This window comes from Ammonicoccus luteus (assembly GCF_050880385.1).
In the GTDB taxonomy this organism is placed as follows: domain Bacteria; phylum Actinomycetota; class Actinomycetes; order Propionibacteriales; family Propionibacteriaceae; genus Enemella.
In genome coordinates this window covers 87731-110405 of record NZ_JBNZCI010000009.1, presented here as the reverse complement: position 1 = coordinate 110405, position 22675 = coordinate 87731, and the positions used below count along the sequence as shown (strand labels likewise).

Sequence of the window (22675 nt, the reverse complement as noted above, 5' to 3'; positions counted from 1 at the left end):
GGGTTTGTGGCAAGATCTGTCGCCGGGGCGCATAGCTCAGTTGGTTAGAGCACCTGCCTTACAAGCAGGGTGTCGTTGGTTCGAGTCCGACTGTGCCCACCAAGAAGCGTGCTGCATCCCACCCACATGGAATGCTGGGTGATATGAGCGCAGCCGCTGCTCCACGCTTCTCCGTCAGCCACTGGGTGCTGCATCTCCTGGTGGGGCTGTCCGGATTCCTGGGTTTGGTGATCTTCTTCATCAGACAGCGAGTCCAGGCGCCGTTCGCCCCCCACCTCGGTCCGTTCGCGCCGCCGGCCGCGCCGACCGTCGGGGAACTGCTGGCGATCCCCCAGGAATACCTGGTGATGCTGGTCCCGTGGTGCTTGGCGCCGGCGGTGGCCGCGCTCCTGCACAGACGCCGGCCGACCCTGTTGAGTGTCGGCGTGGCCGTGCTGGCCGGGTACGCGACCTGGTGGCTGCTCGAGGTGAGCGCGTCGCCCCGTCCGCCGGGTGATTTCTGGCATCTCACGGCCGTGTTCACCATGCTGATCGGATTCGGCGCGCTGCCGGCAGCGCTGTTGGCCCTCGTCGTGGACGCCGCCCAGCGCTCGTGGCGGGCGGCCCACATCGCCATCGTGCTCGCAATCGTCGAGGCGGTCGCGTTGGGGGCGGCGCTGGTCGTGCCAGCGCACCAGTGAGTGTCCGAGGCTCGGATCGACGCCCCAAAAGCCGCTGGCTGGCTCTCGGCACCGTGGATAGGGTCCGCCTATGGATTCCGAAAAGGCGATGCTGCATGACTACCTTCGGCGGCAGCGGGAGGCGCTGCTGTGGAAGGTCGATGGGCTCGACGAGCGAGAGTTGCGACTGCCGAGGACACCGACCGGCACCAATCTGCTCGGGCTGGTGAAGCACACCGCCGCAGTGGAACAGGGGTATCTCGCGACCTGCTTCGGCCGGGGCGAAGTCGAACCCACCCCGTGGATGTATGGCGATGAACCCAACGCCGACATGTGGGCCACCGCGGCGGAATCAGCCGAGTGGGTCATCGACTTCTATCGCCGGGTGGCGGCCCACAGCGATGCCGCCATCACCGAGCTCCCTCTCGAGACCACCGCAACCGTGCCGTGGTGGCCCGAGGAGCGACGCCATCCGACGCTGCGGCGGATCCTCGTGCACGTGATCCAGGAGACCGCTCGTCATGCCGGTCAGGCCGACATCCTGCGCGAGGGCATCGACGGTGCCGCCGGGCTCTCCGCGACGTACGCCAACCTGCCGCCGGAGGACGCAGCGTGGTGGTCGGGCTATGTCGATCGACTGACCGCGGTCGCCGAGTCCTTCCGGGACTGAGCGGCTGGACTCAGCCGCGCTGGAGGGCAGCGGCGCCGGCCAGCGCCACGGCGGCCCCTTCGATCTCGCTCTCGGTGGTCGACCGGCCGACCGACAGTCGCAGCGCCCCGAGCGCAGCCTCTGGAGCGAGTCCGATGGCGAGCAGGGCGCCCGACGGCGTGTGTACGCCGGCATGGCAGGCGCTGCCGGTCGAGGCTGCGACGCTCGTCGCTGCCTCGAGAATGTCAGCGCCGATCATGTCCGGCACCGCGACCATCAAGGTGTTCGGCAGTGTCTCCTCGCGAGGCGTGACGCGGATGAGTCCGGGGATGCCCGCGGCGAGTCGGTCCCAGAGGAGTTCCCGGAGCGCGGTCTGGCGTACGCCTTCCGCCGCCAGCAACCCACCGGCCAACTCGGCGGCGGCACCCAGGCCGACGATCGCAGCCACGTTCTCGGTGCCCGGGCGCAGACCACGCTCCTGACCCGCACCCCGCACCACAGGGGCGATCGACGTGCCGCGCCGGACATAGAGGGCCCCGACGCCCTTGGGCGCATACAGCTTGTGGCCCGCGATGCTGAGCAGATCGACGCCCAGCTCGTTGACGAGGACGGGGACTTTCCCCACCGCCTGCGCGGCATCGGCGTGCGCGACTCCGCCGGCCGCCTGGACCCGTGTGGAGAACTCCGCGACGGGCTCGAGCGTCCCGATCTCGTTGTGGGCGAGGATCAGGGTCCCGACGCCGATCGGCCCATCGGGAAACGCATCGAGCAGCACCCGCGCCTCGGCGTCGACGGGCTGCTCATGGACCTGCCAGCCGTGTTCCGCGTGCAGATGCGCGAGCGGGGCAACAGTCGCCGGATGCTCGATCGCCGACGTCACCGCAACCCGCACTGAGGCGACGGCCGCGGCGCCACGGATCGCGAGATTGTTCGCCTCGGTGCCGCCACCGGTGAAGATGATCTCGTCTGGTTCCGCCCCGATCAGCGCCGCCACCTGCTCCCGGGCGCGATCGACCGCTGCGCGGGCACGACGCCCGTGCGGCGTTGCGCTGGACGGGTTGCCGAACTCGGTCGTCAGATGGGGCCACATCGCGTGGGCGACCTCGGTCGCTACCGGCGTCGTCGCGTTGTGATCCAGATAGAGCACGTCGGTCATAAGCCCTCCGAAGTCAGTCAGGGCGGGGAAACCAGCAGGCTACAGAAGGCCAGCGAAACGAGTGGAACAGCCCCTCGGAGCGGTCGCGGCGGGGGCGTCGTTTCCGTGCTGCGGCACGAATCGCGCGATTCCGGTGCCGGTCGATCATAGTTGTTACTGCGTGGTTCGATATCACGCCGACGCAGCAAATAAGCGCACCCCTTTCATCGAATCACCAATCCCAGAAGGATGATCATTTTGAGCAACTTCAGCATCCCCACTTTCGGCCTCGCCCCGGCGTGGATCAACTCGATGATGCAGGCGTCCACCAAGGCCATGACCATCGCGTTCACCGCCCAGCAGGTCATCGGGCTGCGGCTGTCGATGCTCGCGGCCAACGGCAACACGGCGACCAACCGCAAGGAAGTTGAGCGGATGTTCACCGAGAAGATGGACGCCGTCAACGAGTCCTCCCGCGTGCTGTTCCAGCTCGCCGGGACGATGGCTCAGGCGTGGCCGACCATGTTCACCGATCCGAAGGCCGCCGAGCGCATGCTCAACCGCGCTGCCAAGGCCAGTGATCGCGCACTCACGCCGTTCTCGCGTCGCGTCACCGCCAACCAGAAGCGTCTCAGCAACTGACTTCTTCCCCACCTGAGCGCGGCCCACACCGGGCGGGTCTTCGAACCCCGGTGTGGGCCGCACCTTTTTCTCCGACGCACCGCAACCCAGTCCCCGGCTTCGCACCCGCGCCTAGATCCAGCCCCGGTCCGACGCGATCTGCACCGCCTCGTGTCGATTGACCGCCCCCAGCTTCGCCACCGCGGCCGACAGATAATTGCGGACCGTTCCCTTGGACAGCGACGCCCGCACCGCGATCTCGTCGACGGGCGCACCATCGCGGGCGAACGCCAACACATCTGCCTCACGGGGGGATAGCGGCGAGTCACCCGCGCCGATCGCTTCAGCGGCCAACTCGGGGTCCACATGTCGCCCGCCTGCGGCGACTGTCCGCACGACACCGGCGAGCGTCGCCGCCGAGACCGTTTTAGGCAGAAAGCCCCGTACGCCCGCGGCGAGCGCGGACTTGAGATATCCCGGACGCCCGTGCGAGGTGACGATGATGCAGCGACACTCCGGAAGCTCGGTCGCCAGCAGCCGCGCGACCTCGATGCCGTCCGGCTCCGGCATCTGCAGATCCAGCAACGCGACATCCGGCCGGTGTTTCGTCGCCGCTGCCAGCGCCTCCGGTCCCGAGGCCGCACGCGCCACCACCTCGATGTCATCCTCCAGCGACAGCAGGCCGGCGAGCGCGTCTCTGATGAGGTTCTCGTCGTCGGCGAGCAACACGCGGATCATGCGGGGACCTCCTGTGAGACGGGAATGGATGCGGTCAGCAGGAACCAGTCACCGTCGAGCTCGTGCTCCAGTGACCCACCGACCTCCTGCAGGCGTTGGGTCATCGACGCGATCCCGGTGCCGGTCGACGCGGCGTTCGACGGCCCGCTCGCTCCGTCATTGGTCAGGGTGAGCGCGACCTCGTCGGCCTCGACCGCTGTCGTGATGCTGACCTGCGTGGCCCGGGAGTGGCGCAGCACGTTGGTCACGCCTTCGCGGATGACCCAGGCGAGCGTCTCCGCGTACCGCTCCGGAATCTCCTCACCCGCGATCACACATCGGATGCCGGCCGACGACAGGAGCGCCCGCGCCCCCTCGATCTCGTCGGCCCAGCCGGCGCGCCGCTCGCCGCGCACCACGCGCCGAACCTCCGCGCCGGCGGTGTTGGCGATCTGGCGGACCTGGGCCATCTCGTCCGCGGCACGTTCGTGATGACCGCGCCGGGACAGCTCGGCCGCCAGCTCGGCCTTGACCGAAATCGTCGCCAGGGTCCGGCCGAACACGTCGTGCAGGTCGCGCGAGATCCGCAGTCGCTCCTCGGCGACCGACAGCTCCGCGGCCGTCTCGTTGGCCTCCTGCAACTGACGCAGCACTCGCAGCATCCACCCGCTGGACCAAGCGGACCAGATGAAGACCAGGAGAAGGATCAGGGCGGCGATCGTCTGGGGAATGCCCAGGAAGGTCACCACGCCGCCCACAACGACAGCGGCGAGACTCACGACGGCGGCGGTGCGGATGGTGAAGGTCGGGCTGACGGCGGCGATCGAACACGCCGCCGGGGCGATCGCCAGCACGATCGCGCCCGGAATCTCCCAGAGGAGCCAGAAGGTGCCCATGGTCACGGCGGCGACCGCGGCGACCCATCCGACGATGAACCGCGCCGACAGCGCGGGCCGATCGCGCATCACCCGGTCGAGACTGTGCCGGGCGGCCTTGATGTTGAAGACGGTCACCACCACGGACAGCGCGAGCAGGGCGAGGGACCCGAGGAACGTGAACCGGTTCGACGAGGCACCGAGCGTCAAACCGGCCATTTGCACCAGGAGATAGGCCATGAGGAGATACAGCGACCAGCGCACATAGAGTTCGAATCTGCGTGCGCTGATCACCGGTGAGTCCTGCATCAGCTTCATTCTGCCAGGGTGCCCGTGGGAGTAGGGTGGGCAAGTTCTGCGCCCGGTGCGGGCGGGGAGAGTGCCGGTCGGGGCGTACGCCACCAGACGATCGCCGCGACAATCACCAGCAGAGCGCACGGGATCAGCATGACGGGGGACGCCACCCCGGCGGAGCGGTCTAATCCCGCGTTGAGGTCGTGCCGGAGGGTCACGCCGACGAGAAATGCGACGACGTTGTTCACCGCGTGGAGCACGACGGCGGACTCGAGCCCACCGGTGCGCCAGGTGATGAGGCAGAGCGCGGCGCCGAAGGTGAAGTAGTACACGTTCAGCCACGGATCCAGCGCGAAATGGGCGACCATGAACAGCAAACTGCTCACCACGAGCCCGATCACCAGCCCGGTTCGGGGACCGCGACCCCAGCTGGCCGCTATGCGGAAGGCAAGGCCACGGAACGCGTACTCCTCACCCATCGACTGGAGCGGCACCAACATGAGCGTGATGACCACGAAGGCGAGCGCGTCGCCCGACGCGTACGCCGCCGTCGGCTGGGGGAGCAGGCTCGGATAGACGACCTGGACCAGGGCCCACAGGGGAATCAGGATCGCGACCGACCGCCCGAAGACGTCCCAGCGGAACCGGGCGACGACCGAGTGGAGGGAAACGGCCGGCACCTTGAAGAACCACTTCTGCAGCGCCATGCTCCACGGGGTCATCGCCGCGAGACCCAGCATGCCGCCGGCCAGTGTGAACGGGGTCATGCCGGTGGTGATCTCGCCGCGGACGGCGAACTCGATCCCGACGGCGGCCACGCCGAAGATGCCTGCGAACACGAGCATGCCGAGCATGAGGAGCACCAGCGCGACGATGCCGCGCCAGGCCCTGGGCCGTTCGATCGCGATCCGCTGCTGATATTCGTGCGGGGCCGACGCAGTGGGTGGGGGAGCGTCGGGCCGGCCGACCATGTGCTGGTGGGCTGCCGGCGTGGCGAGGACTTGGGGTGAAGTGTTCATGGTTCAAGCCTCCGCCGGGAATCGTGGGTACGCCGGTGCCGCGCATCACCGGTTTGTGTGCATCGATCAGCCGGTTGCCATGACAGATGTCACGGGTCTGTCGCCGGGGCTAAGTTCTGGACCATGACGCAGATCTGGGCCCACCGGGGAGCTTCGGCGTACGCACCGGAGAACACGCTCCCCGCCTTCGCCCTCGCCGAACGGATGGGGGCGGACGGGATCGAACTGGACGTCCAGCTGACCGCGGACGGCGAGGTCGTGGTGATCCACGACGAAACCCTCGATCGGACGACCGACCGCTCCGGGCCCGTCGCCGAACTCTCCCTCGCCGAGATCCGACGCGCGGACGCGGGTGGGGGGTCGGGGGAATTCGAGGGTACGCGGGTTCCGACGCTGGCCGAGGTGTTCGCCCAGGTGCGGCCCGGGCGCATGGTCGTCAACGTGGAACTCAAGAATCTGCTCGAGTTCTATCCCGGGCTGGAGCGGGCGGTCCTGGACGTCATCGAGGCCAGCGGCATGGCTGACCGGGTGATCGTCTCGTCGTTCAACCACTGGAGTCTCAAGACGGTGCAGCAGTTGGCTCCGGCGACGCCCGTGGGTTTGCTGCTGTCAGACGGGATCTATCTGCCGTGGGAATATGCGGTTGATTTCGGCGCGGCCGCGATTCACCCGCACTGGGGTTTCCTCCGGGTGCCGGGGTTGGTCGACTATGCGCACGCGGCCGGGATCGACGTCCACGTCTGGACGGTGAACGCACGAGCCGACATCGGGGCGGCCATCCGCGCTGGCGTGGACGCGGTGATCACCAACCATCCCGATGTCGGCATTGACGTGCTGCAGGGCTGAGTGGACGTCAGCCCTTCTGCAACCTGGCCTTGACCGCAGCGGCCACCCGGCCACCATCGGCGCGGCCGGCAGCCTTGGCGTTCACGGCCTTGATGATCTGACCCATCTGTTTCATCGTGACCTCGCCCGCGGCCGCCACCTCGGTCTCGACCATGGCGGTGAGCTCCTCATCGCTGAGCTGGGCCGGGAGATAGACCTGCAGGATCTCGGCCTCCGCCAACTCGACATCGGCCAAGTCCTGACGGCCGGCCGCCGCATAGGCCTCCGCGGAATCCCTGCGCTGTCGGACCTGTTTGGTGACGACAGCCTGCACCTGGGCGTCGGTGAGCTCATGGGCCTGGTCGCCGGAGACCTCTTCGGTGGTGATCGCAGCGAGCACCGCGCGCAGCACCTTGGTGGTGTCGGCCTCCTTGGCCTTCATGCTCGCGATCATGTCGGCGCGGAGTCGGTCCTTGAGTTCAGCCATGCCACTGGCCCTTCTGTCGTTTCGGGAATGATGCGGGCACCATCGTCCCACGCGCGACAAGCGATTTTGGGCGCGTCGACGCGGGCTGGTAGTGTCTGGCAGGTTGCCGTCACGACGGCCGCGGATGACCAAGAGCTCCCTGCAGGTTCCAGATGGGGGAGCGCCGCGCAACGGGAAACCGGAAGGAGAGCGTTTATGGACGCCGCAGAGAAGCAGAAGATCATTGAAGAGTACGCGACCAAGCCCGGTGACACCGGCTCTCCGGACGTGCAGATTGCGCTGCTCACCAAGCGCATCGCCCACCTCACCGAGCATCTGAAGCAGCACAAGGGTGACTATCACTCGCGCCGTGGGCTGATGCTCATGGTCGGCCAGCGTCGCCGGCTGCTTAACTATGTCGCCAAGAACGACATCGAGCACTACCGTGCGCTGATCAAGCGTCTCGGTCTGCGCCGCTGACGCAGTGCATCGAACGTCGCTGAGCCCCGGGATCTCCCGGGGCTTTTCGCGTTAGTTGGAGAATGCGAATCGGATCTCCGGCAGCACGCGAGCGGCGTCCTCCGGTTCGCGGACCAGCCACGCCCGGTTGCCGGTCTGCTCGGCGATGCGCTCCACGGTGGCGAAGTCCGCGTCCGTGCCCAACACGACCAGACCCAGGTTGATTCGCTTCGACGGGTCGGATGCGTTGATCCGTTCGATCAGCTGATCGGCCGTCATCGTGCTGTTCGAGCCTCCGTTGAAGCCGCTGCTCGCGACGATCACGGTGTTCGTGAAGCCGGGGCGATAGTCGCGTTCCATCTGGGCGTACGCCGTCCAGATCGCTTCGTAGAGCGGGGATCCTCCGCTGGGCCGGATGTGCTCGAACTCGTGGAGATTGTCGGCCATGTTCGCCAGGAACTCGGGAGTCGAGGTCGACTGCAGCGGAGTGATCTCGTGGAACGCGGGGTCCCCGTTCGCCCACGTGTGGAAGGTCATCAGGCCGGTCACCGACCCGGGTGGCCAGGTCGACCAGCTCTCGGTGGCGGCTGCGGTGATGGCATCGATCTTGCGTACGCCGCTGTCGCCGAGCTCGTCGCCCATCCAGGCTGATCCATCGACCACGGTGAAGGTAGCGGCACGGTGACTGAACGCCGCCCAGGCCTGGGCCGCGTCAGTCATGGTCGTGGGGGGCAGCGGCGTGGGTTCGGAAACGCCTTCATCGGGCAGGCCGATGGCTCGAAGATGCTCTGCGGTGGGAGCGCGGTCGCCCACCCGCAGGCCGGCGTCCAGCAGAGCCGACCGGCCCTCGGGAGCGCTGAGCCACCGGACGAACCCATCGGTTTGCGGAGTGCCGCCGCCGATGAGCGCAATGCGCACCCCGCTCCGGGCCCCGTCGATGTGCCAGGCGTTGAGGTCGTGCTGAGCGGCTTGGCTCAGCGCCACTGCTTCGGTCGTCACGCCTATCCGTGGCCCGACGCCGAGTGCGATCGGGGCATCGCTGGGGTCGGGCGCCAGATGTTCGCTCACCTCGGCGGGCGGGACCTCCGCGACGGTGCGCCACTGCACTGACGCCATGAGCCGCTGATCGCCGGTGGCCGATGTCGGACTGTCCGGCAGGCGCTGGCCGCCCGCGACCTGGTGGGCGAGCGACAGGAATCCCAGTGCGCCGATCGTGGACTCTGCAGGCGCCGGGAGCACCAGCTTCAATCGGCCCCACTCCGGGTGTCCGTGGTCGGCGAAGGTTGCGCGGGCGGTGATGAGGTCGACCAGAGTGTCCCCGGTCAGGGATGTTCCGTCGAGGGCGTCGGTCATCGCATGGGGCGCGACCAGCACGATGGGGGACCAGCCGATGCTGTAGGCAGGAGCCTCGGCCACGTCGGGAGCTTGGGCACGTTCCTGCCACACCCTCGCTTCGGGGATCCAGGCGTCCGCGCCGCCGAGGCCCTTCTCTGCGACAACGGGGCTCGGCCGGGAGACCAGCGTGATCGGAACGCAACCGGCGCCGAGGCCTTCGCCGTAGTCGTTCACTGCCTTGTCCATCACCGCGAGCAGCGAGGGGTCCACGAGGACGGTGGCATGTTCGGGGCAGGTGCCGGTGCCGCCGACCTCGCCGTCTCCGGCGTGTTCGTCGGATCGGCCGCCGACCCCGCAGCCGGCAGTGATCGCCAACAGGAGGGCGAGGGAGACCAAGAGGAAGACCCTTTTTCGCGCCGGCGTCCGGAAGGTTCCGCCGGGTGTGGCCGGACGGGTGTCACTGTTCGACACTGGGGCCTCCTGCTTGAACGTCCGATCGCGCACGTCTAGCAAATCATGACCTGAGGCGCTTGGCCCAGTCGCGCGCGGCGGGCGCGGTGCCCGTCCGAATGAGTTTCGGGTAGGTTTGAACTCGGACAATTGCACATAGTCATCATCGAGATCGCATCGCCCGGCTGATTCGGGAGTCCTCGGTCCTCGGTAGTGGGCTTCGGGCGCGCCTGTTCCAACGCGCTCCCGCGGACCTCGATCGAAGACCGGCCTCCGCTCAGACGGATCAGCTGTGCGTGCGTGTGATCACACCACCTGAAAGGAATCCCGTGGAGGGATCTGACCTGAAATTCACTGAAGCCATCATCGACAACGGCAAGTTCGGCAAGCACGTCGTGCGGTTCGAGTCCGGACTGCTCGCTCGCCAGGCCGCGGGTTCCGCCGCCGTCTATCTCGACGGCGACACCATGCTGCTGTCGGCGACCACGGCCGCGAAATCTCCGCGTGACGCGATCGACTTCTTCCCCCTGACCGTGGACGTCGAGGAGCGGATGTATGCGGCGGGCCGCATCCCCGGCTCCTTCTTCCGCCGCGAGGGACGCCCCAGTGAGGGCGCGATCCTCGCCTGCCGCCTCATTGACCGGCCGCTGCGCCCGTCCTTCGTCAAGGGCCTGCGCAACGAGGTCCAGGTGGTCGTGACCGTCATGGCACTCAACCCCGACGTTCTCTATGACGTGGTTGCCATCAACGCCGCGTCGATGTCGACCCAGCTCGCCGGACTGCCGTTCTCGGGCCCGATCGGCGGCGTCCGGATCGCGTTGATCGATGACCAGTGGGTCGCCTTCCCGTCCGTGGACCAGCTCGAGGACGCCACGTTCGACATGGTGGTCGCCGGCCGGGTGCTCGCCGACGGCGACGTCGCGATCATGATGGTTGAGGCCGAATCGACCGAGCAGACCTGGAACCTGGTCAAGGCGGGCAAGCCGGCGCCGACCGAGGACGAGGTCGGTCGCGGCCTCGAGGCCGCCAAGCCGTTCATCAAGGCGCTCTGCGATGCCCAGGCCGAGTTGGCTGCCCAGTTCCCGAAGGACACCGCGGAGTTCCCGGTGTTCGTGGACTATGGCGACGACCTCTATGCCGCGGTCGAGGCCGAGGCCGCTGACCGGATCCGCGAGGCCATGCAGATCCCCGGCAAGGAGGAGCGCAACGAGGCGACCCACGCCATCCGTCAGGAGGTCACCGAGAAGCTGGCGCCCCAGTTCCCCGAGCGGGAGAAGGAGTTCGGTGCCGCGTTGAAGGGGCTGACGAAGAACATCGTCCGCCGCCGCACGCTCACCGACAAGGTGCGCATCGACGGGCGTGGCCCGCGTGACATCCGGACCCTGTCCTCCGAGGTCGGGATCATTCCCCGTGTCCACGGCTCCGCGTTGTTCGAGCGTGGCGAGACCCAGATCCTGGGCATCACCACCCTCAACATGCTGGGCCTGGAGCAGAAGCTCGACACCCTCGCCCCCGAGGACTCCAAGCGCTATATGCACCACTACAACTTCCCGCCCTATTCGACCGGCGAGACCGGTCGCGTCGGCTCGCCGAAGCGTCGTGAGATCGGCCACGGTGCGTTGGCCGAGCGGGCGCTCGTGCCGGTGCTGCCGGATCGCGAGGAGTTCCCGTACGCCATCCGCCAAGTCTCCGAGGCGCTCGGGTCGAACGGCTCCACCTCCATGGGTTCCGTGTGCGCCTCGACGCTGGCGCTGCTCAACGCCGGTGTTCCGCTCAAGGCGCCGGTCGCGGGCATCGCGATGGGTCTCATGAGTGAGGACGTGGACGGCAAGACGGAATATGTCGCGCTGACCGACATCCTCGGTGACGAGGACGCGCTCGGCGACATGGACTTCAAGGTCGCGGGCACCAAGGACTTCGTGACCGCGCTCCAGCTCGACACCAAGCTCGACGGCATCCCCGCCGACGTGCTGGCGGCCGCGCTGCTGCAGGCCCGTGAGGCCCGGCTGACGATCCTCGAGGTCATGACCGAGGCGATCGACCGTCCGGACGAGATGAGCCCTTATGCGCCCCGGATCATCACGGTCAAGATCCCGGTCGACAAGATCGGCGAGGTCATCGGCCCCAAGGGCAAGATGATCAACCAGATCCAGGACGACACCGGTGCCGACATCACCATCGAGGACGACGGCACGATCTATATCGGTGCCGCTGACGGTCCCGCCGCCGAGTCCGCGCGGTCGATGATCAACGCGATCGCCAACCCGACGATGCCGGAGAAGGGCGAGCGCTATCTCGGCACTGTCGTGAAGCTGACCAGCTTCGGCGCGTTCGTGTCCCTGCTGCCCGGCAAGGACGGCCTCCTGCACATCTCGAAGATGCGGGCGCTCGCCGGTGGGCAGCGCGTGGAGAACGTCGAGGACGTCGTTTCGGTGGGGCAGAAGCTCCAGGTCGAGATCTCCGAGATCGATGACCGGGGCAAGCTGTCGCTCGTCCCGGTGATCGAGGACGAGAAGGCCGAGGCCGCGACCGAGGCCTGAGGTGACTGACCAACTCCCGGAGGTCGCCGGTGGGGTTGGTGCGAGTTCGGCTGTTCCGGAGGAACAGATCGTGCGCACCACCCTGTCCGGCGGCCTCCGTGTCGTTTCGGAGAGGATTCCGGGCAGCCGCAGCTTCGCGGTCGGCTTCTTCGTCGGGACGGGTTCCCGTCATGAGGCCCCGCACTTGCACGGGGTCTCGCACTTTCTCGAGCACGTGTTGTTCAAGGGCACGAAGCGGCGCCGGCCCGAGGAGATCGCTGCGGCGATCGAGCAAGTGGGCGGCGACATCAACGCCTATACGTCCAAGGAGCACACATGCTTCTATGCGCAGGTGTTGCATGACGATCGGCGGGTTGCGGTCGATGTGCTGACCGACATGCTGGGGTCCTCCCTCGTGCGGTCGGTCGACGTGGACGCGGAGCGTGCGGTGATCCTCGACGAGATCGCCATGCACAACGACGATCCCGCGGAGGTCGCCCACGAATTGGCGACCGGGCGACTGTTCGCCGGATCATCCCTCGAACGGAGCGTCATAGGCTCCACCGCATCCATCGAAGCGCTGGAGCGTCGCCAGATTGCGTCGTATTGGCGCCGGCACTATCGCGGGCCCGGCATCGTCGTCGCAGCAGCCGGACAGGTCAATCACGACCGCCTCGTCGAGGCGTTGACACCGTTCGCCGAGCAGATTGCGGCCAGCACACCGAGCCCGCGCCTTCCGGCCGGCCGGTCCCGGGTGGTCGAGTCCGCGGTGTTGCTCCATCGCCGCCCCCTTGAACACGCACAGGCCGTGCTCGGATTCCGCTCACCCGGCCTGTTCAGCGCCCCTGGCGAGCTCAACGCGACACGCCCGGCGCTCAACCTGCTGGCGACGATCCTGGGCGGCGGGATGAGCTCGCGCCTCTTCGTGGAGGTCCGCGAGCACCGCGGTTTGGCGTACTCCATCGACGCGAGCGAAACGGCCTATACCGACGCCGGCTGCCTGACCATCGAGTGGGGCAGCGCTCCGGAGCGAGTGCCGGAGATCGCGGCGATCGTGCGTGACGTGATCGCCGATGTGATCAGCGACGGTGTGACCGAGGCCGAACTCGAACGGGCCAAGGGCCAGGTGACCGGCCAGCTGCTCCTCGCTCTGGAGGGATCCAGTGCCCGCATGAGTCGCCTCGGCGCCGGCGATCTCCTCGGTGATTTCCGAACGCTGGATGACGTGATCGCCACCTATCGGGCGGTCACCGTGGCGGACGTCCAGCGGGCCGCCGCCGATGTCCTCGCGGCACGACCAGTGCTCGCGGTGGTCGGCGCCAAGGTGAGCCGACCACGCCTCACGACCCTGGTGCAGCGCTGGCTGTGACGCGTCGGTGACGTCAGTTCCCGCAGCTTTGTCCCGAGGTGGTCGTGTCCGCCGGTGACGTTAGGGTGGGACCGGTTCGATCACGATGAAACGGGAGCGCACGAACATGGATGTTGCTGTCTTTGGTGCCAACGGTCGCATGGGTGCCGAGGTCTGTCGGGCGGTGGGCCGGGCGGAGGACCTCGAACTGCTCGCCGGCATAGATTTCGGCGATCCCAAGGAGGACGCGGAAGCTGCCGCCGTCGTGGTCGACTTCACGCATCCGGACGCTGTCATGGACAACCTGCAGTGGTGCATCGAGCGCGGCATCCATGTCGTGGTCGGGACCACGGGTTTCACCGCGGAGCGGCTCGAGCAGGTCCGGGGCTGGCTCGCGGCCAAGCCCGACGTGGGCGTGATCATCGCCGCAAACTTCTCCGTCGGCGCTCTGCTGATGATGGACATGGCCAAGCGGGCTGCTCCCTATTTCGACTCGGTCGAGATCGTGGAACTGCACCACCCGAACAAGGCGGATGCCCCGTCCGGGACCGCCACCACCACCGCGCAGAAGATTGCGGCGGCTCGGGAGGCTGCTGGTGCGGGACCCATCCCGGACGCCACGGAGACCGAGGTGTCGGGCGCGCGGGGCGCGGACATCGACGGCATCCGTGTCCACGCCGTCCGCCTCAAGGGACTGGTGGCCCACCAGGAGGTCATGTTCGGCACGGAGGGCGAGACGCTCAGCGTCCGCCACGACTCGTTCGACCGGACGTCGTTCATGCCCGGCGTGCTCGCCGCGGTCCGCGCGGTCGTCGGCCGGCCGGGTCTCACGCTCGGCATCGAGGCCATCCTGGGTCTCGAGTCCGAGACGGACTGAGCCGCGCACCCAGACATCTTGATGCGCACACAGCGGACCCGGCGGTCGCCGGCCGGAGCGGAGGAACGGCCGCGGCGGTCATCAGGTCGCCGGTCGGTCGCGACGCTGGTGGTCGTCGCGTTCGTGCTGGCCCTGCTCGGGGTCGGGGACAGGCTTGCCGTGCGGCAGGTCGAGGACAGGGTCGGCCAGGTGCTGCGCACCCAACTGGACCTGGCGGAGGACCCCTCGGTCAGGATCGAAGGGATCCCCTTCCTCACCCAGGTGGCGGTCAATCGGTTCGATCACGTGCGGTTGAGCGGGCGGGGCATTCCGGCGGGCACCGCTGAGCGACCGCTGCTGGTGGACCGGATGGACCTCGATCTGCGTGGCGTGCGCACGGCAGATCGGTTCCGGCGCATCACCGGCGAGCGCCTGACCGGATCCGCGGGCGTCACCTGGGCCGAAGTCACCCAGCAGCTCGGTGCAACCGTCACTCCACAGGCCGGGGGTCGCGTTCAGGTCGACATCACCGCCGATCTCTATGGTCAGCAGGTACCGTTCGTGATCAGCGCACGGCCGGTGCTCGACATTGCGACACAACGGGTGCACCTGAGCGAGCCGCAGGTGATCGTGGGGAGCTATCGGATCCCGGACGATGTGGTGCAGCGAATCGCGCAGGAGTCAGTGCCTCCCGTTGACCTCAGCCTGCCGATGGAGCTCACAGCGAGCGACCTCAGAGTGGGGCGTACCCATCTGGAATTGGATCTCAGCGGAGCCGACGTCCGATTGGTCGACTGACCACAATAACGCCCCGTCCACTTGATGGCCGCACTTTTGGGGGCGGCTCAGGATCTTTTCAGGCGACGCCTTTGCTGCCAAGCTGGTGGTCAGACGGACGGTGGTCATTCGATCAGTTTCATGGCCACCGGCCGTCATCCAATTCCGGGCCGTTCTCGGTTCGACGCGATGTGTGCTTCACTCCCTCGTCTACGATGCCGACGTGACTTCCAGCGACCTGCCCGACTCCGTCCGCCTCGCGCTCCCGGTCGAAGCTGCCGATATCGCAGCCTTGCAGATGCAGGTCTGGGCGGAAGAGTTCGCTGACGCACCCGCACTGCTGGCCGAGCTCAGTGAACAGGAGATCGCCGAGGCCTGGCACCGTGCGATCACCCGGCCGCCCCTGGCCGCCTGTCGGGTGCTGGTCGCGGTGAGTCACGGTGCTGTCGTCGGATTTGCCACGACCATGCCGAGCGACGACCCGGACGCGGCGGCCGGCAACGACGGACTGATCGCCGAATTCATCATCGCCCCCGACACCCGAGGCAAGGGACATGGCTCACGGCTGCTGCATGCCTGCGTGGACACGCTCCGGGCCGACGGTTTTGCTCTCGCCACCTGTTGGGTGCGCAGCACCGACGACGATCTGCGCGCGTTCCTGACCGACTCCGGCTGGGCGGCGGACGGCAGCCATCGGGAGATCGGCCTGGCCGACGGCTCCGTGCGCCTCAAGCAGATCCGGCTGCACACCGATATCGCGGTGGACTGACCATGCTGTCCGACGATGCCGAGGGCGGTCTGGCTGCCGGACTGCCTGACCGCGCCGATGAAGAACTCCGGTCGGTCGTCCCCATCGTCCATGCCCACCTCCTGGAGCTCGTCAACCGGACCGAAGCTCGCCTGGTCGGTGAACTCCCCGGCTATGGGGATCTGCCGCAGCTCGGCCTGCGCGCGTCGATCACGGGGCAGTTCGAATATCTGCTGGCGTCGATCTCCGGCACCCGCACCCCACCGGGCAGCATCAGCCCCGGCGACACCGGCCGGGCGCGGGCAGAACAAGGTGTCCCTCTCCATGCCGTGCTCGAGGCCTATCGCATCACCGTCGCCGAGTTGTGGCAGGACGTGCAGAGCGCCGCACTGGCCCAAGGGACCGATCCGGCGATCGTTGTCGGGCTCGCGGGCGAGATGTTCGGGCGGCTGGAGGAGGTCTCGAGGATCGCGATTCTGGCGTACCAGGAACGTGCCGCAGAACTCCTCGTCGAACGCGAAGCCGAGCGGGCGGCCACGCTCGAGGCGCTGTTCAAGGGCTACCTTCGCGGCCGCGACGAGATTTGGCGGGCGGCCGTGCGGCTCGAGTTGCCGCTCGAGGGCCGATTCGTGGCGATTGTGGCCGCGTCGGCGGGAGAGGATCCGCTGCCGGATGTGTACGCGCGGCTCAGGCGGCGCGGACTTGGTTCCGCGTGGCGCCTGACCCCGGACCTCAAGGTCGGTGTTGTGTCCCTGCGGCAACACGACGTGGCCACGGTGCTGGCAGTGCTGGAGGACTTGGCCGAGGGCCGGGTGGGAGTGAGTGCGGTGTTCACCGCGCTCGCCGATGCCAGTCACGGCGTCTATGTCGCACGTCTGATGATGGCCGCGATTCCCACCGGTGAGTCCGGTGTGCGCCAGCTCGATGACAGCCCCCTCGCGGCGCTGGTCGCGGCCTCACCCGACACGTCTCGAATGTTGATCGAGACAGTCCTCGGTGACCTGCTCGCCCTGCCGGAAAAGGCACGCGTCCCCTTGGTGGAGACCCTGGAGCACTGGCTGGCGGCCAAAGGGTCGGTGGCCGACGCGGCCCAGGCGCTGTTCTGTCACCCCAATACGGTGCGTTATCGCATCAACCGGATCGAAGAGGTCGTCGGCGTGGATCTTTCCGATCCCGCAGACCTCGCCGAGGTCGCCTCCGCCGTGCAGGCGCTCAAACTGTTCCCGCTGTGAGCCAGTCGGATAGCGTGACCCGCATGTCTTCTTCAGGTTTGCGCACGCCCCCCAAGCTCCGACCCGACACGTTGCGGGTCATTCCGCTGGGTGGCCTGGGCGACGTGGGGCGGAACATGGCGTCCTTGGAGGTCAACGGCAAGATCCTGCTGATCGACTGTGGCGTCCTGTTTCCGAGTGACGACCACCCCGGTGTGGACCTGATCCTGCCCGGCATCGACGGCATCCGCGACCGGCTGGCCGACATCGTCGGGCTGGTGCTGACGCACGGGCACGAGGACCACATCGGTGCCGTGCCCTATCTGCTGAAGCTGCGCAATGACATCCCGGTGTTCGGGACCAGGCTGACGCTCGCCCTCGTGCGGGAAAAGCTGCGGGAGCACCGCGTCCGCAACACCGACTTGCGGGAGATCGACGGTGACTCGCTCGTCCTGCTGGATGAGTTCGAGATCGAGTTCATCCCGGTCAATCACTCGATCCCCGACGCGGTGGGGCTGTTCCTCCGCACCAAGGCCGGCACCGTGCTCCACACCGGTGACTTCAAGATGGACCAGTTGCCCCTGGACGGGCGCCTGACCGACCTCCGGCGGTTCGCGAAGCTCGGCGAGGAGGGCGTCGACCTGTTTATGGTCGACTCCACGAACGCCGAGGTGCCGGGGTTCACCACACCGGAGAAGGACATCCAGCCGGCTCTGCAGCGGGTCTTCTCGGCCTCCCGCCAGCGGCTCGTGGTGGCGTGCTTCGCGTCCCACGTCCATCGGGTCCAGCAGGTTCTGGACGAGGCTGTGCGGCACGGCCGCAAAGTCGCCTACGTCGGTCGCTCGATGGTCAAGAACATGGCGATCGCCCGCGATCTGGGCTATCTGCGGGTCCCGGGCAACACTTTGATCGATCTCAAGGACGTCGAGGACTATCGGCCCGAGGAGGTCGTGATCGTCTCGACCGGCTCCCAGGGTGAGCCCCTGTCGGCGCTGTCCCGGATGGCTAACCGGGAACACCCGGCGATCGAACTGCAGCCGGGGGACACCGTGCTCCTCGCGAGCTCGCTCATTCCCGGCAACGAGAATTCGGTGTCGCGGGTGATCAATGGCCTGTCGCGCTTGGGGGCCAAGGTCGTGCACAAGGGCAACGCGCTGGTGCACGTCTCCGGGCACGCGTCGGCCGGTGAGTTGCTCTATTGCTACAACATCGTCAAGCCGCGCAACGTGATGCCGGTGCACGGCGAGATGCGGCACCTGATCGCCAACGCCGAGCTGGCCCAGGCCACCGGCGTGCCGGTCGAGCACACGATCGTGGTCGAGGACGGCGAGGTCGTCGACCTGCACCGGGGCAATCTCTCGGCCGTGGGGCGCATCGACACCGGCTATGTCTTCGTCGACGGCTCGACCGTCGGCGCGCTGTCGGACACCGAACTCACCGACCGCCGGATCCTGGGTGACGAGGGGTTCATCACGGTCGTCGCCGTCGTCAACCCCCACACGGGTCAACTGATCACCGGCCCGGACATCCACGCCCGCGGCTTCGTCGAGGACGATGCGGTGTTCGACGGGGTCCGCGACGAGATCGCCGGTGCGCTCGTGCAGGCGATGGCAGAAGGCGTCGATGACACCCACCGGCTCCAGCAGGTGGTGCGGCGCCGCATCGGACGCTGGGTCAACAAGACCTATCGCCGGCGCCCGATGATCGTGCCGCTGGTGATCCACGCCTGAACGCAACGGGAGATTTGCGCGGCCGGGGGCCGGTGGTTAGAATCGCACGGTTGCCGGTTCGCGGTTGCGGACCGTTGTCATGCATAAACCTGTTCTTTGACGAGGAGACTCCAGTGGCTGCCGTATGTGATGTGTGTGCCAAGGGCCCGGGCTTTGGCAACAACAAGCCCTGGTCGAAGAAGAAGACCAAGCGCCGCTGGAACCCGAACATCCAGCGCATCAAGGCGGTTGTCGGTGGCAGCGCCAAGCGCGTCAACGTCTGCACCTCCTGCTTGAAGGCCGGCAAGGTCGCCGCTCGCTAACACTTGCCCGTTTCCGTGAAGGAGCCCGCCCCCGATGAGGGAGCGGGCTTTTTCTATGCGACCTGGTCCCGCGGCCGGGCCGGCGGCCGTCCGTGTCCTGAGATGTACCCGTATGCGGCGCGGCATCCGCGCTGGGGGGTTGCCGGGCGTTGCGCGGGGACATCTCAGGGACTGGACCGCTCATCGGTGATCGCGCAGGCGTTGCCGGGCGTTGTACGGGGACATCTCAGGGGCTGGACCGCTCATCGGCGATCGCGCAGGCGTTGCCGGGCGGAATCGCGCGGTTCAGCGCCGCGCGGTTCAGCGCCGCGCGGCCGCGAGGATCAGGTCGTGCACCGAACTCGCCGGCACCGACTCCCCGTCGAGGCCGGGCAGGTCGTGGGAGCTGATCAGGACAGGCGCGTCGTCGGTGCCGGGCAGGCGGCCGTGCGTACCCTTCACCCACGTCGGGTCGAGCGGGACGATGTTCATCGCATACCGCAGCCCGATCTTCTTCTTCAACAAGTTCAGCCCGGCCTTGGCCTTCACGAGCTTGTCGGCGGGATCGAGAAAGAGCTCGGCGGGGTCATAGCCGGGCTTCTTGTGGATCTCGACACCGCGAGCGAAGTCGGGGGCGACAGCGTCGTCGAGCCAGTAGTAGTAGGTGAACCAGGCGCCCGGGTCAGCGACCGCGACGAGGTCGCCGGACCGTTCGTGATGCAATCCATAACGCTGCTGCGCCTCCCGGTCCAGGACCTCGTCCACCCCGGGAAGCTCGGCCAGCATGGCCGCCACGCGGGAGCGGTCCGAGGCATCGCGGACATACACGTGGGCGACTTGGTGGTCGGCCACCGCGAACGCCCGTGAGGTCCAGGGATCGAGGAGTTCATGGCCACCGGAGTTGTAGACCTCGAGCAGTCCCGCCCGCCGCAGCAGCCGGTTGATATCGACGGGCTGGTTGGCCTCGGCGATGCCGTACTCCGACACCGCCAGCACCACCATGTTGTGCTCCGCTGCACAGTCGAGCAGATCCCCGATCACCTCGTCCAACTCGGCAGCAGCCCGTTCCGCCTGGGGCGAATCGGGTCCGAACCGCTGGAGGTCATAGTCCAGGTGAGGCAGATAAGCCATCACCAGGTCGTGCGCGTGCTGCTCGATCGTCCGTCGGGTCGCCGCGGCGATCCACTGGCTCGACTTGATGGAGGCGCCGGCGCCCCAGTATTGGAACAGCGGGAACGTGCCCAGCTCCCGCGTCAGCTCGTCGTGCAGCAGCGGCGGCCGCGTGTAGCAGTCCGGCGACTTCCGACCGTCGGCGTGATAGATCGGGCGCGGCGTCACGGTGATGTCGACGTCCATGCCCATCGCGTACCACCAGCAGATGTTCGCCACCGTGAACGACCCCCGTTCGGCACGGGCGGTGTCCCACACCTTCGGGCCCTCGACGAGCGCATTGTGCTGCCGCCAGAGGAAGACCTCGCCGAGGTCCCGGAAATACCAACCGTTGCCCACGATCCCGTGCTCGGCCGGCATGCGTCCGGTGAGCATGGTGGACTGAACCGAGCAGGTCACCGCCGGCAGGACCGTGTCCAGGCGCTGCTGCGTCCCGGACCGCGCCAGCTTCGACAGGCGGGGCATGTGCGCCAGTGCTTTGGTGGTCAGCCCGACGACGTCCAACAGCAGCACGCGTGCCATTCCTAATCCTCTTCTCCCGCGGCCGCGAGCAGCCAGCGCAGTTCCTCGGTGATGCCGGTGACCAGATCGACCCCGGCGGTGTCGGGCGGCAGAACCGCCCAGGTGTACGTTTCCACTTCCAAGTCGTATGCCCCCGCTCCCGCCAGCTCCCGCAGGCACGTCACGATCGTGTCGCGCGTGGACCGCAGCGGGGGAGCGGGATCGGCGTGGACGGGGATATGGAAGTGCACCCGCCAGGGACCGTTTCCGGGCAACTCGGCGAGCGCCAGATCCAGGTCGTCGACCGCGAGCACGGTTCCGTCCGGAGCGAGCTCCCTGGTTTGGTGCAGATAGCGCGGCTCGACGAACCGGCCGATCAGTTCCCGTTGCCGCGGGTCGCTCGGGTCCGGCACTTCCGGTGCAGCCGACGCCTGGACCTTGACCACGGCCAGCCCCGCCGCGTGGACGCCCCGGATCTCGGTGGCCGGGTCGGCGAAGGAGACCGCGAGATGACAGGTGTCGAGGCAGATACCGATGTACGCGGGATCGAGCGTCCCGGACCCCACCCGTGGTCGCAGCCACGCCACGACGTCGGCGACTGTGTCCAGCGCGCAACCCGGCTCGGGCTCGATCGCGAGACGCACCCGACGCCCGGATCGGGCGTACAGCTCGGCGAGAAACGCTCCCACGCGCGCGAGTTCACGCTCCGCGGCCGCGTCCTCCGCCGGTCCCCAGCCCTCGCGCCAGCCGAGCGGGACGGTGGAGATGCTGCCGACCCCGTCCGTGGGCAACAGATCGGCCAGCACTTCGGCGCAGTGCATAGTGAACTCGGTGCGCTCCGGATCGCCCCACCGAGGGAGATAGACGGCGCGCTTCACGACGTCGGCATGGAAGCCGGCGTGCGGGAACGCGTTGAGCGTGCGCACGGTCAGTCCGTTGGCGGCGAGCCGTTCCCGCAAACGGTCGCGTGCGCCCGCGTGCGTGGCCAGTTCGGCGGCCACGGGGGCGGGGAGCCAGAGACCGACGTCCAGCAGGGGTACGCCCAGTCGCTGCCGAATCGGGCCGGCGTGGACATCAAGCTGGTCGAGCAACCCGGCCAGGTCCTCGGCGGGATGAACGTTGGTGCAGTAGCCGATCGCGGTCAAGACTTCGGGCCGCGCAGGACGGAGTTGCCCTCGAACGTGTCCGCGCCGGGTGCGGGCGCGAGTTCGTCGGTGAAGCCCGGAACCGGATCGAGGTTGAGCCGACCGCTTTGTCCGTAGAACTCGACCGGGTTCTGCCACAGCACCTTGTCGACGTCCTCTTCGGTGAATCCGGCGGCGAGCATCGCCCTGCCGGTCTTGAGAGTCTTCAACGGGTCGGAGCGGCCCCAGTCGGCGGCCGAGTTGACCATCACCTTGTCGGTGCCGATCTGCTTGAGGATCTCGACCATCCGGTCCTCGTCCATCTTGGTGTTCGGATAGACCGAAAAGCCCATCCAGCATCCGGCCTCCTTGACCGGCGCCAGCGTGACCTCGTTCAGGTGGTCGACGACGACCATGCCCGGCTCGAGCCCGGCCTCGCGCACCACGTCGAGCGTGCGCTGGGTGCCGGCGTGCTTGTCGCGGTGAGGCGTGTGGACCATCACGGGCAGCTCGAACTCCTTCGCCAACTCCAGTTGGGCGGCGAACACCTCGTCCTCGGCCGGCGTGATGTTGTCATAGCCGACTTCCCCGATCGCGACCACGCCATCCTTGTTGAGATAACGCGGCATGACGTCGAGCACCGGCCGGCAGCGCTCGTCATTGGCTTCCTTGGGGTTCAACGCGATCGTCGCGTGGTGACGGATGCCGAACTGCAGGGCGCGGAAGCGCTCCCAGCCGATGATCGAGTCGAAATAGTCGACGAACGACTCCACCGAGGTGCGCGGTTGGCCGAGCCAGAACGCGGGCTCGACGAGAGCGCGGACACCGGCGGCGTACATCGCCTCATAGTCGTCCGTCGTCCGCGACGTCATGTGGATGTGCGGGTCGAAGATGCGCATGGTTCTG

The 22675-nt window shown here is 67.6% G+C and carries 22 protein-coding genes and 1 tRNA gene; 14 read left to right on the top strand and 9 right to left on the bottom strand.

What is annotated here, in order from left to right; genetic code table 11:
* Window positions 1–25 precede the first annotated feature (25 nt).
* The 3 genes from ACQ260_RS16370 (at window position 26) to ACQ260_RS16360 (ending at window position 1329) form a co-directional block, all read left to right on the top strand.
* Window positions 26–102, top strand: a tRNA-Val gene (locus tag ACQ260_RS16370).
* A gap of 41 nt (window positions 103–143) precedes the next feature.
* The gene (locus tag ACQ260_RS16365; RefSeq protein WP_432560532.1) at window positions 144–680 is read left to right on the top strand and encodes a hypothetical protein; all 537 of its coding nucleotides are present in this window, start codon (window positions 144–146) and stop codon (window positions 678–680) included.
* 70 nt (window positions 681–750) lie between these two features.
* Complete coding sequence (locus ACQ260_RS16360) at window positions 751–1329, top strand: DinB family protein (protein WP_432560531.1); 579 nt, start codon at window positions 751–753, stop codon at window positions 1327–1329.
* A 10-nt stretch (window positions 1330–1339) separates the two neighbouring features.
* Here ACQ260_RS16360 and ACQ260_RS16355 read toward each other — a convergent pair whose 3' ends face one another.
* Window positions 1340–2464: a cysteine desulfurase family protein gene (locus ACQ260_RS16355; protein WP_432560530.1), complete on the bottom strand. Its 1125-nt coding sequence runs from the start codon at window positions 2462–2464 to the stop codon at window positions 1340–1342.
* A gap of 237 nt (window positions 2465–2701) precedes the next feature.
* On the opposite strand from ACQ260_RS16355, the gene ACQ260_RS16350 reads away from it, so the two are divergent.
* On the top strand, window positions 2702–3085 hold the full coding sequence (locus ACQ260_RS16350) for a hypothetical protein (protein WP_432560529.1): 384 nt from the start codon (window positions 2702–2704) through the stop codon (window positions 3083–3085).
* 111 nt (window positions 3086–3196) lie between these two features.
* Here the strand turns inward: ACQ260_RS16350 and ACQ260_RS16345 are convergent, their stop codons facing one another.
* From ACQ260_RS16345 to ACQ260_RS16335, 3 genes are read right to left on the bottom strand one after another with little or no spacing between them, the layout of a single operon-like run.
* Window positions 3197–3802 (bottom strand): response regulator transcription factor, encoded by a 606-nt coding sequence (locus ACQ260_RS16345; RefSeq protein WP_432560528.1) that lies wholly within the window; start codon window positions 3800–3802, stop codon window positions 3197–3199.
* Complete coding sequence (locus ACQ260_RS16340) at window positions 3799–4974, bottom strand: sensor histidine kinase (protein WP_432560527.1); 1176 nt, start codon at window positions 4972–4974, stop codon at window positions 3799–3801. Before ACQ260_RS16340 ends, ACQ260_RS16345 begins: the two co-directional genes overlap by 4 nt.
* The gene (locus ACQ260_RS16335; RefSeq protein ID WP_432560526.1) at window positions 4971–5969 is read right to left on the bottom strand and encodes a CPBP family intramembrane glutamic endopeptidase; all 999 of its coding nucleotides are present in this window, start codon (window positions 5967–5969) and stop codon (window positions 4971–4973) included. Before ACQ260_RS16335 ends, ACQ260_RS16340 begins: the two co-directional genes overlap by 4 nt.
* A gap of 123 nt (window positions 5970–6092) precedes the next feature.
* On the opposite strand from ACQ260_RS16335, the gene ACQ260_RS16330 reads away from it, so the two are divergent.
* Entirely contained in the window at window positions 6093–6815 is a 723-nt protein-coding gene (locus tag ACQ260_RS16330) for a glycerophosphodiester phosphodiesterase (RefSeq protein WP_432560525.1), read from the top strand.
* A 7-nt stretch (window positions 6816–6822) separates the two neighbouring features.
* Here the strand turns inward: ACQ260_RS16330 and ACQ260_RS16325 are convergent, their stop codons facing one another.
* Entirely contained in the window at window positions 6823–7281 is a 459-nt protein-coding gene (locus ACQ260_RS16325; protein WP_432560524.1) for a GatB/YqeY domain-containing protein, read from the bottom strand.
* A 195-nt stretch (window positions 7282–7476) separates the two neighbouring features.
* On the opposite strand from ACQ260_RS16325, the gene rpsO reads away from it, so the two are divergent.
* Window positions 7477–7740, top strand: coding sequence for a 30S ribosomal protein S15 (gene rpsO, locus ACQ260_RS16320; protein WP_432560523.1), 264 nt, complete (start codon window positions 7477–7479; stop codon window positions 7738–7740).
* A gap of 51 nt (window positions 7741–7791) precedes the next feature.
* On the opposite strand, the gene ACQ260_RS16315 is transcribed toward rpsO, so the two are convergent.
* Window positions 7792–9525, bottom strand: coding sequence for a substrate-binding domain-containing protein (locus tag ACQ260_RS16315; protein WP_432560522.1), 1734 nt, complete (start codon window positions 9523–9525; stop codon window positions 7792–7794).
* Window positions 9526–9833: 308 nt separating this feature from the next.
* On the opposite strand from ACQ260_RS16315, the gene ACQ260_RS16310 reads away from it, so the two are divergent.
* The 8 genes from ACQ260_RS16310 (at window position 9834) to rpmB (ending at window position 18995) form a co-directional block, all read left to right on the top strand.
* Complete coding sequence (locus tag ACQ260_RS16310; RefSeq protein ID WP_432560521.1) at window positions 9834–12044, top strand: polyribonucleotide nucleotidyltransferase; 2211 nt, start codon at window positions 9834–9836, stop codon at window positions 12042–12044.
* 1 nt (window position 12045) lies between these two features.
* Entirely contained in the window at window positions 12046–13392 is a 1347-nt protein-coding gene (locus ACQ260_RS16305) for a M16 family metallopeptidase (RefSeq protein WP_432560520.1), read from the top strand.
* A gap of 106 nt (window positions 13393–13498) precedes the next feature.
* A complete protein-coding gene (dapB, locus tag ACQ260_RS16300; protein WP_432560519.1) occupies window positions 13499–14248 on the top strand; it encodes a 4-hydroxy-tetrahydrodipicolinate reductase in 750 nt (249 codons plus the stop codon).
* 21 nt (window positions 14249–14269) lie between these two features.
* The gene (locus ACQ260_RS16295; RefSeq protein WP_432560518.1) at window positions 14270–15025 is read left to right on the top strand and encodes an LmeA family phospholipid-binding protein; all 756 of its coding nucleotides are present in this window, start codon (window positions 14270–14272) and stop codon (window positions 15023–15025) included.
* A gap of 202 nt (window positions 15026–15227) precedes the next feature.
* Window positions 15228–15773: a GNAT family N-acetyltransferase gene (locus ACQ260_RS16290; protein ID WP_432560517.1), complete on the top strand. Its 546-nt coding sequence runs from the start codon at window positions 15228–15230 to the stop codon at window positions 15771–15773.
* 2 nt (window positions 15774–15775) lie between these two features.
* Window positions 15776–16984 carry a PucR family transcriptional regulator gene (locus tag ACQ260_RS16285; protein ID WP_432560516.1) on the top strand — a complete coding sequence of 403 codons (1209 nt, stop codon included), beginning with the start codon at window positions 15776–15778 and terminating at the stop codon, window positions 16982–16984.
* Window positions 16985–17007: 23 nt separating this feature from the next.
* A complete protein-coding gene (locus ACQ260_RS16280) occupies window positions 17008–18693 on the top strand; it encodes a ribonuclease J (RefSeq protein ID WP_432560515.1) in 1686 nt (561 codons plus the stop codon).
* Window positions 18694–18806: 113 nt separating this feature from the next.
* A complete protein-coding gene (rpmB, locus tag ACQ260_RS16275) occupies window positions 18807–18995 on the top strand; it encodes a 50S ribosomal protein L28 (RefSeq protein WP_432560514.1) in 189 nt (62 codons plus the stop codon).
* 300 nt (window positions 18996–19295) lie between these two features.
* Here rpmB and ACQ260_RS16270 read toward each other — a convergent pair whose 3' ends face one another.
* The 3 genes from ACQ260_RS16270 to ACQ260_RS16260 are packed head-to-tail and all read right to left on the bottom strand — an operon-like array spanning window position 19296 to window position 22668.
* Window positions 19296–20666, bottom strand: a complete 1371-nt coding sequence (locus ACQ260_RS16270; protein WP_432560513.1) for an alkaline phosphatase family protein — start codon at window positions 20664–20666, stop codon at window positions 19296–19298.
* 2 nt (window positions 20667–20668) lie between these two features.
* The gene (gene eboE, locus ACQ260_RS16265; RefSeq protein WP_432560512.1) at window positions 20669–21790 is read right to left on the bottom strand and encodes a metabolite traffic protein EboE; all 1122 of its coding nucleotides are present in this window, start codon (window positions 21788–21790) and stop codon (window positions 20669–20671) included.
* Window positions 21787–22668: a TatD family hydrolase gene (locus ACQ260_RS16260; RefSeq protein ID WP_432560511.1), complete on the bottom strand. Its 882-nt coding sequence runs from the start codon at window positions 22666–22668 to the stop codon at window positions 21787–21789. The genes eboE and ACQ260_RS16260 overlap by 4 nt, the downstream gene beginning before the upstream one ends.
* Window positions 22669–22675: the final 7 nt, after the last annotated feature.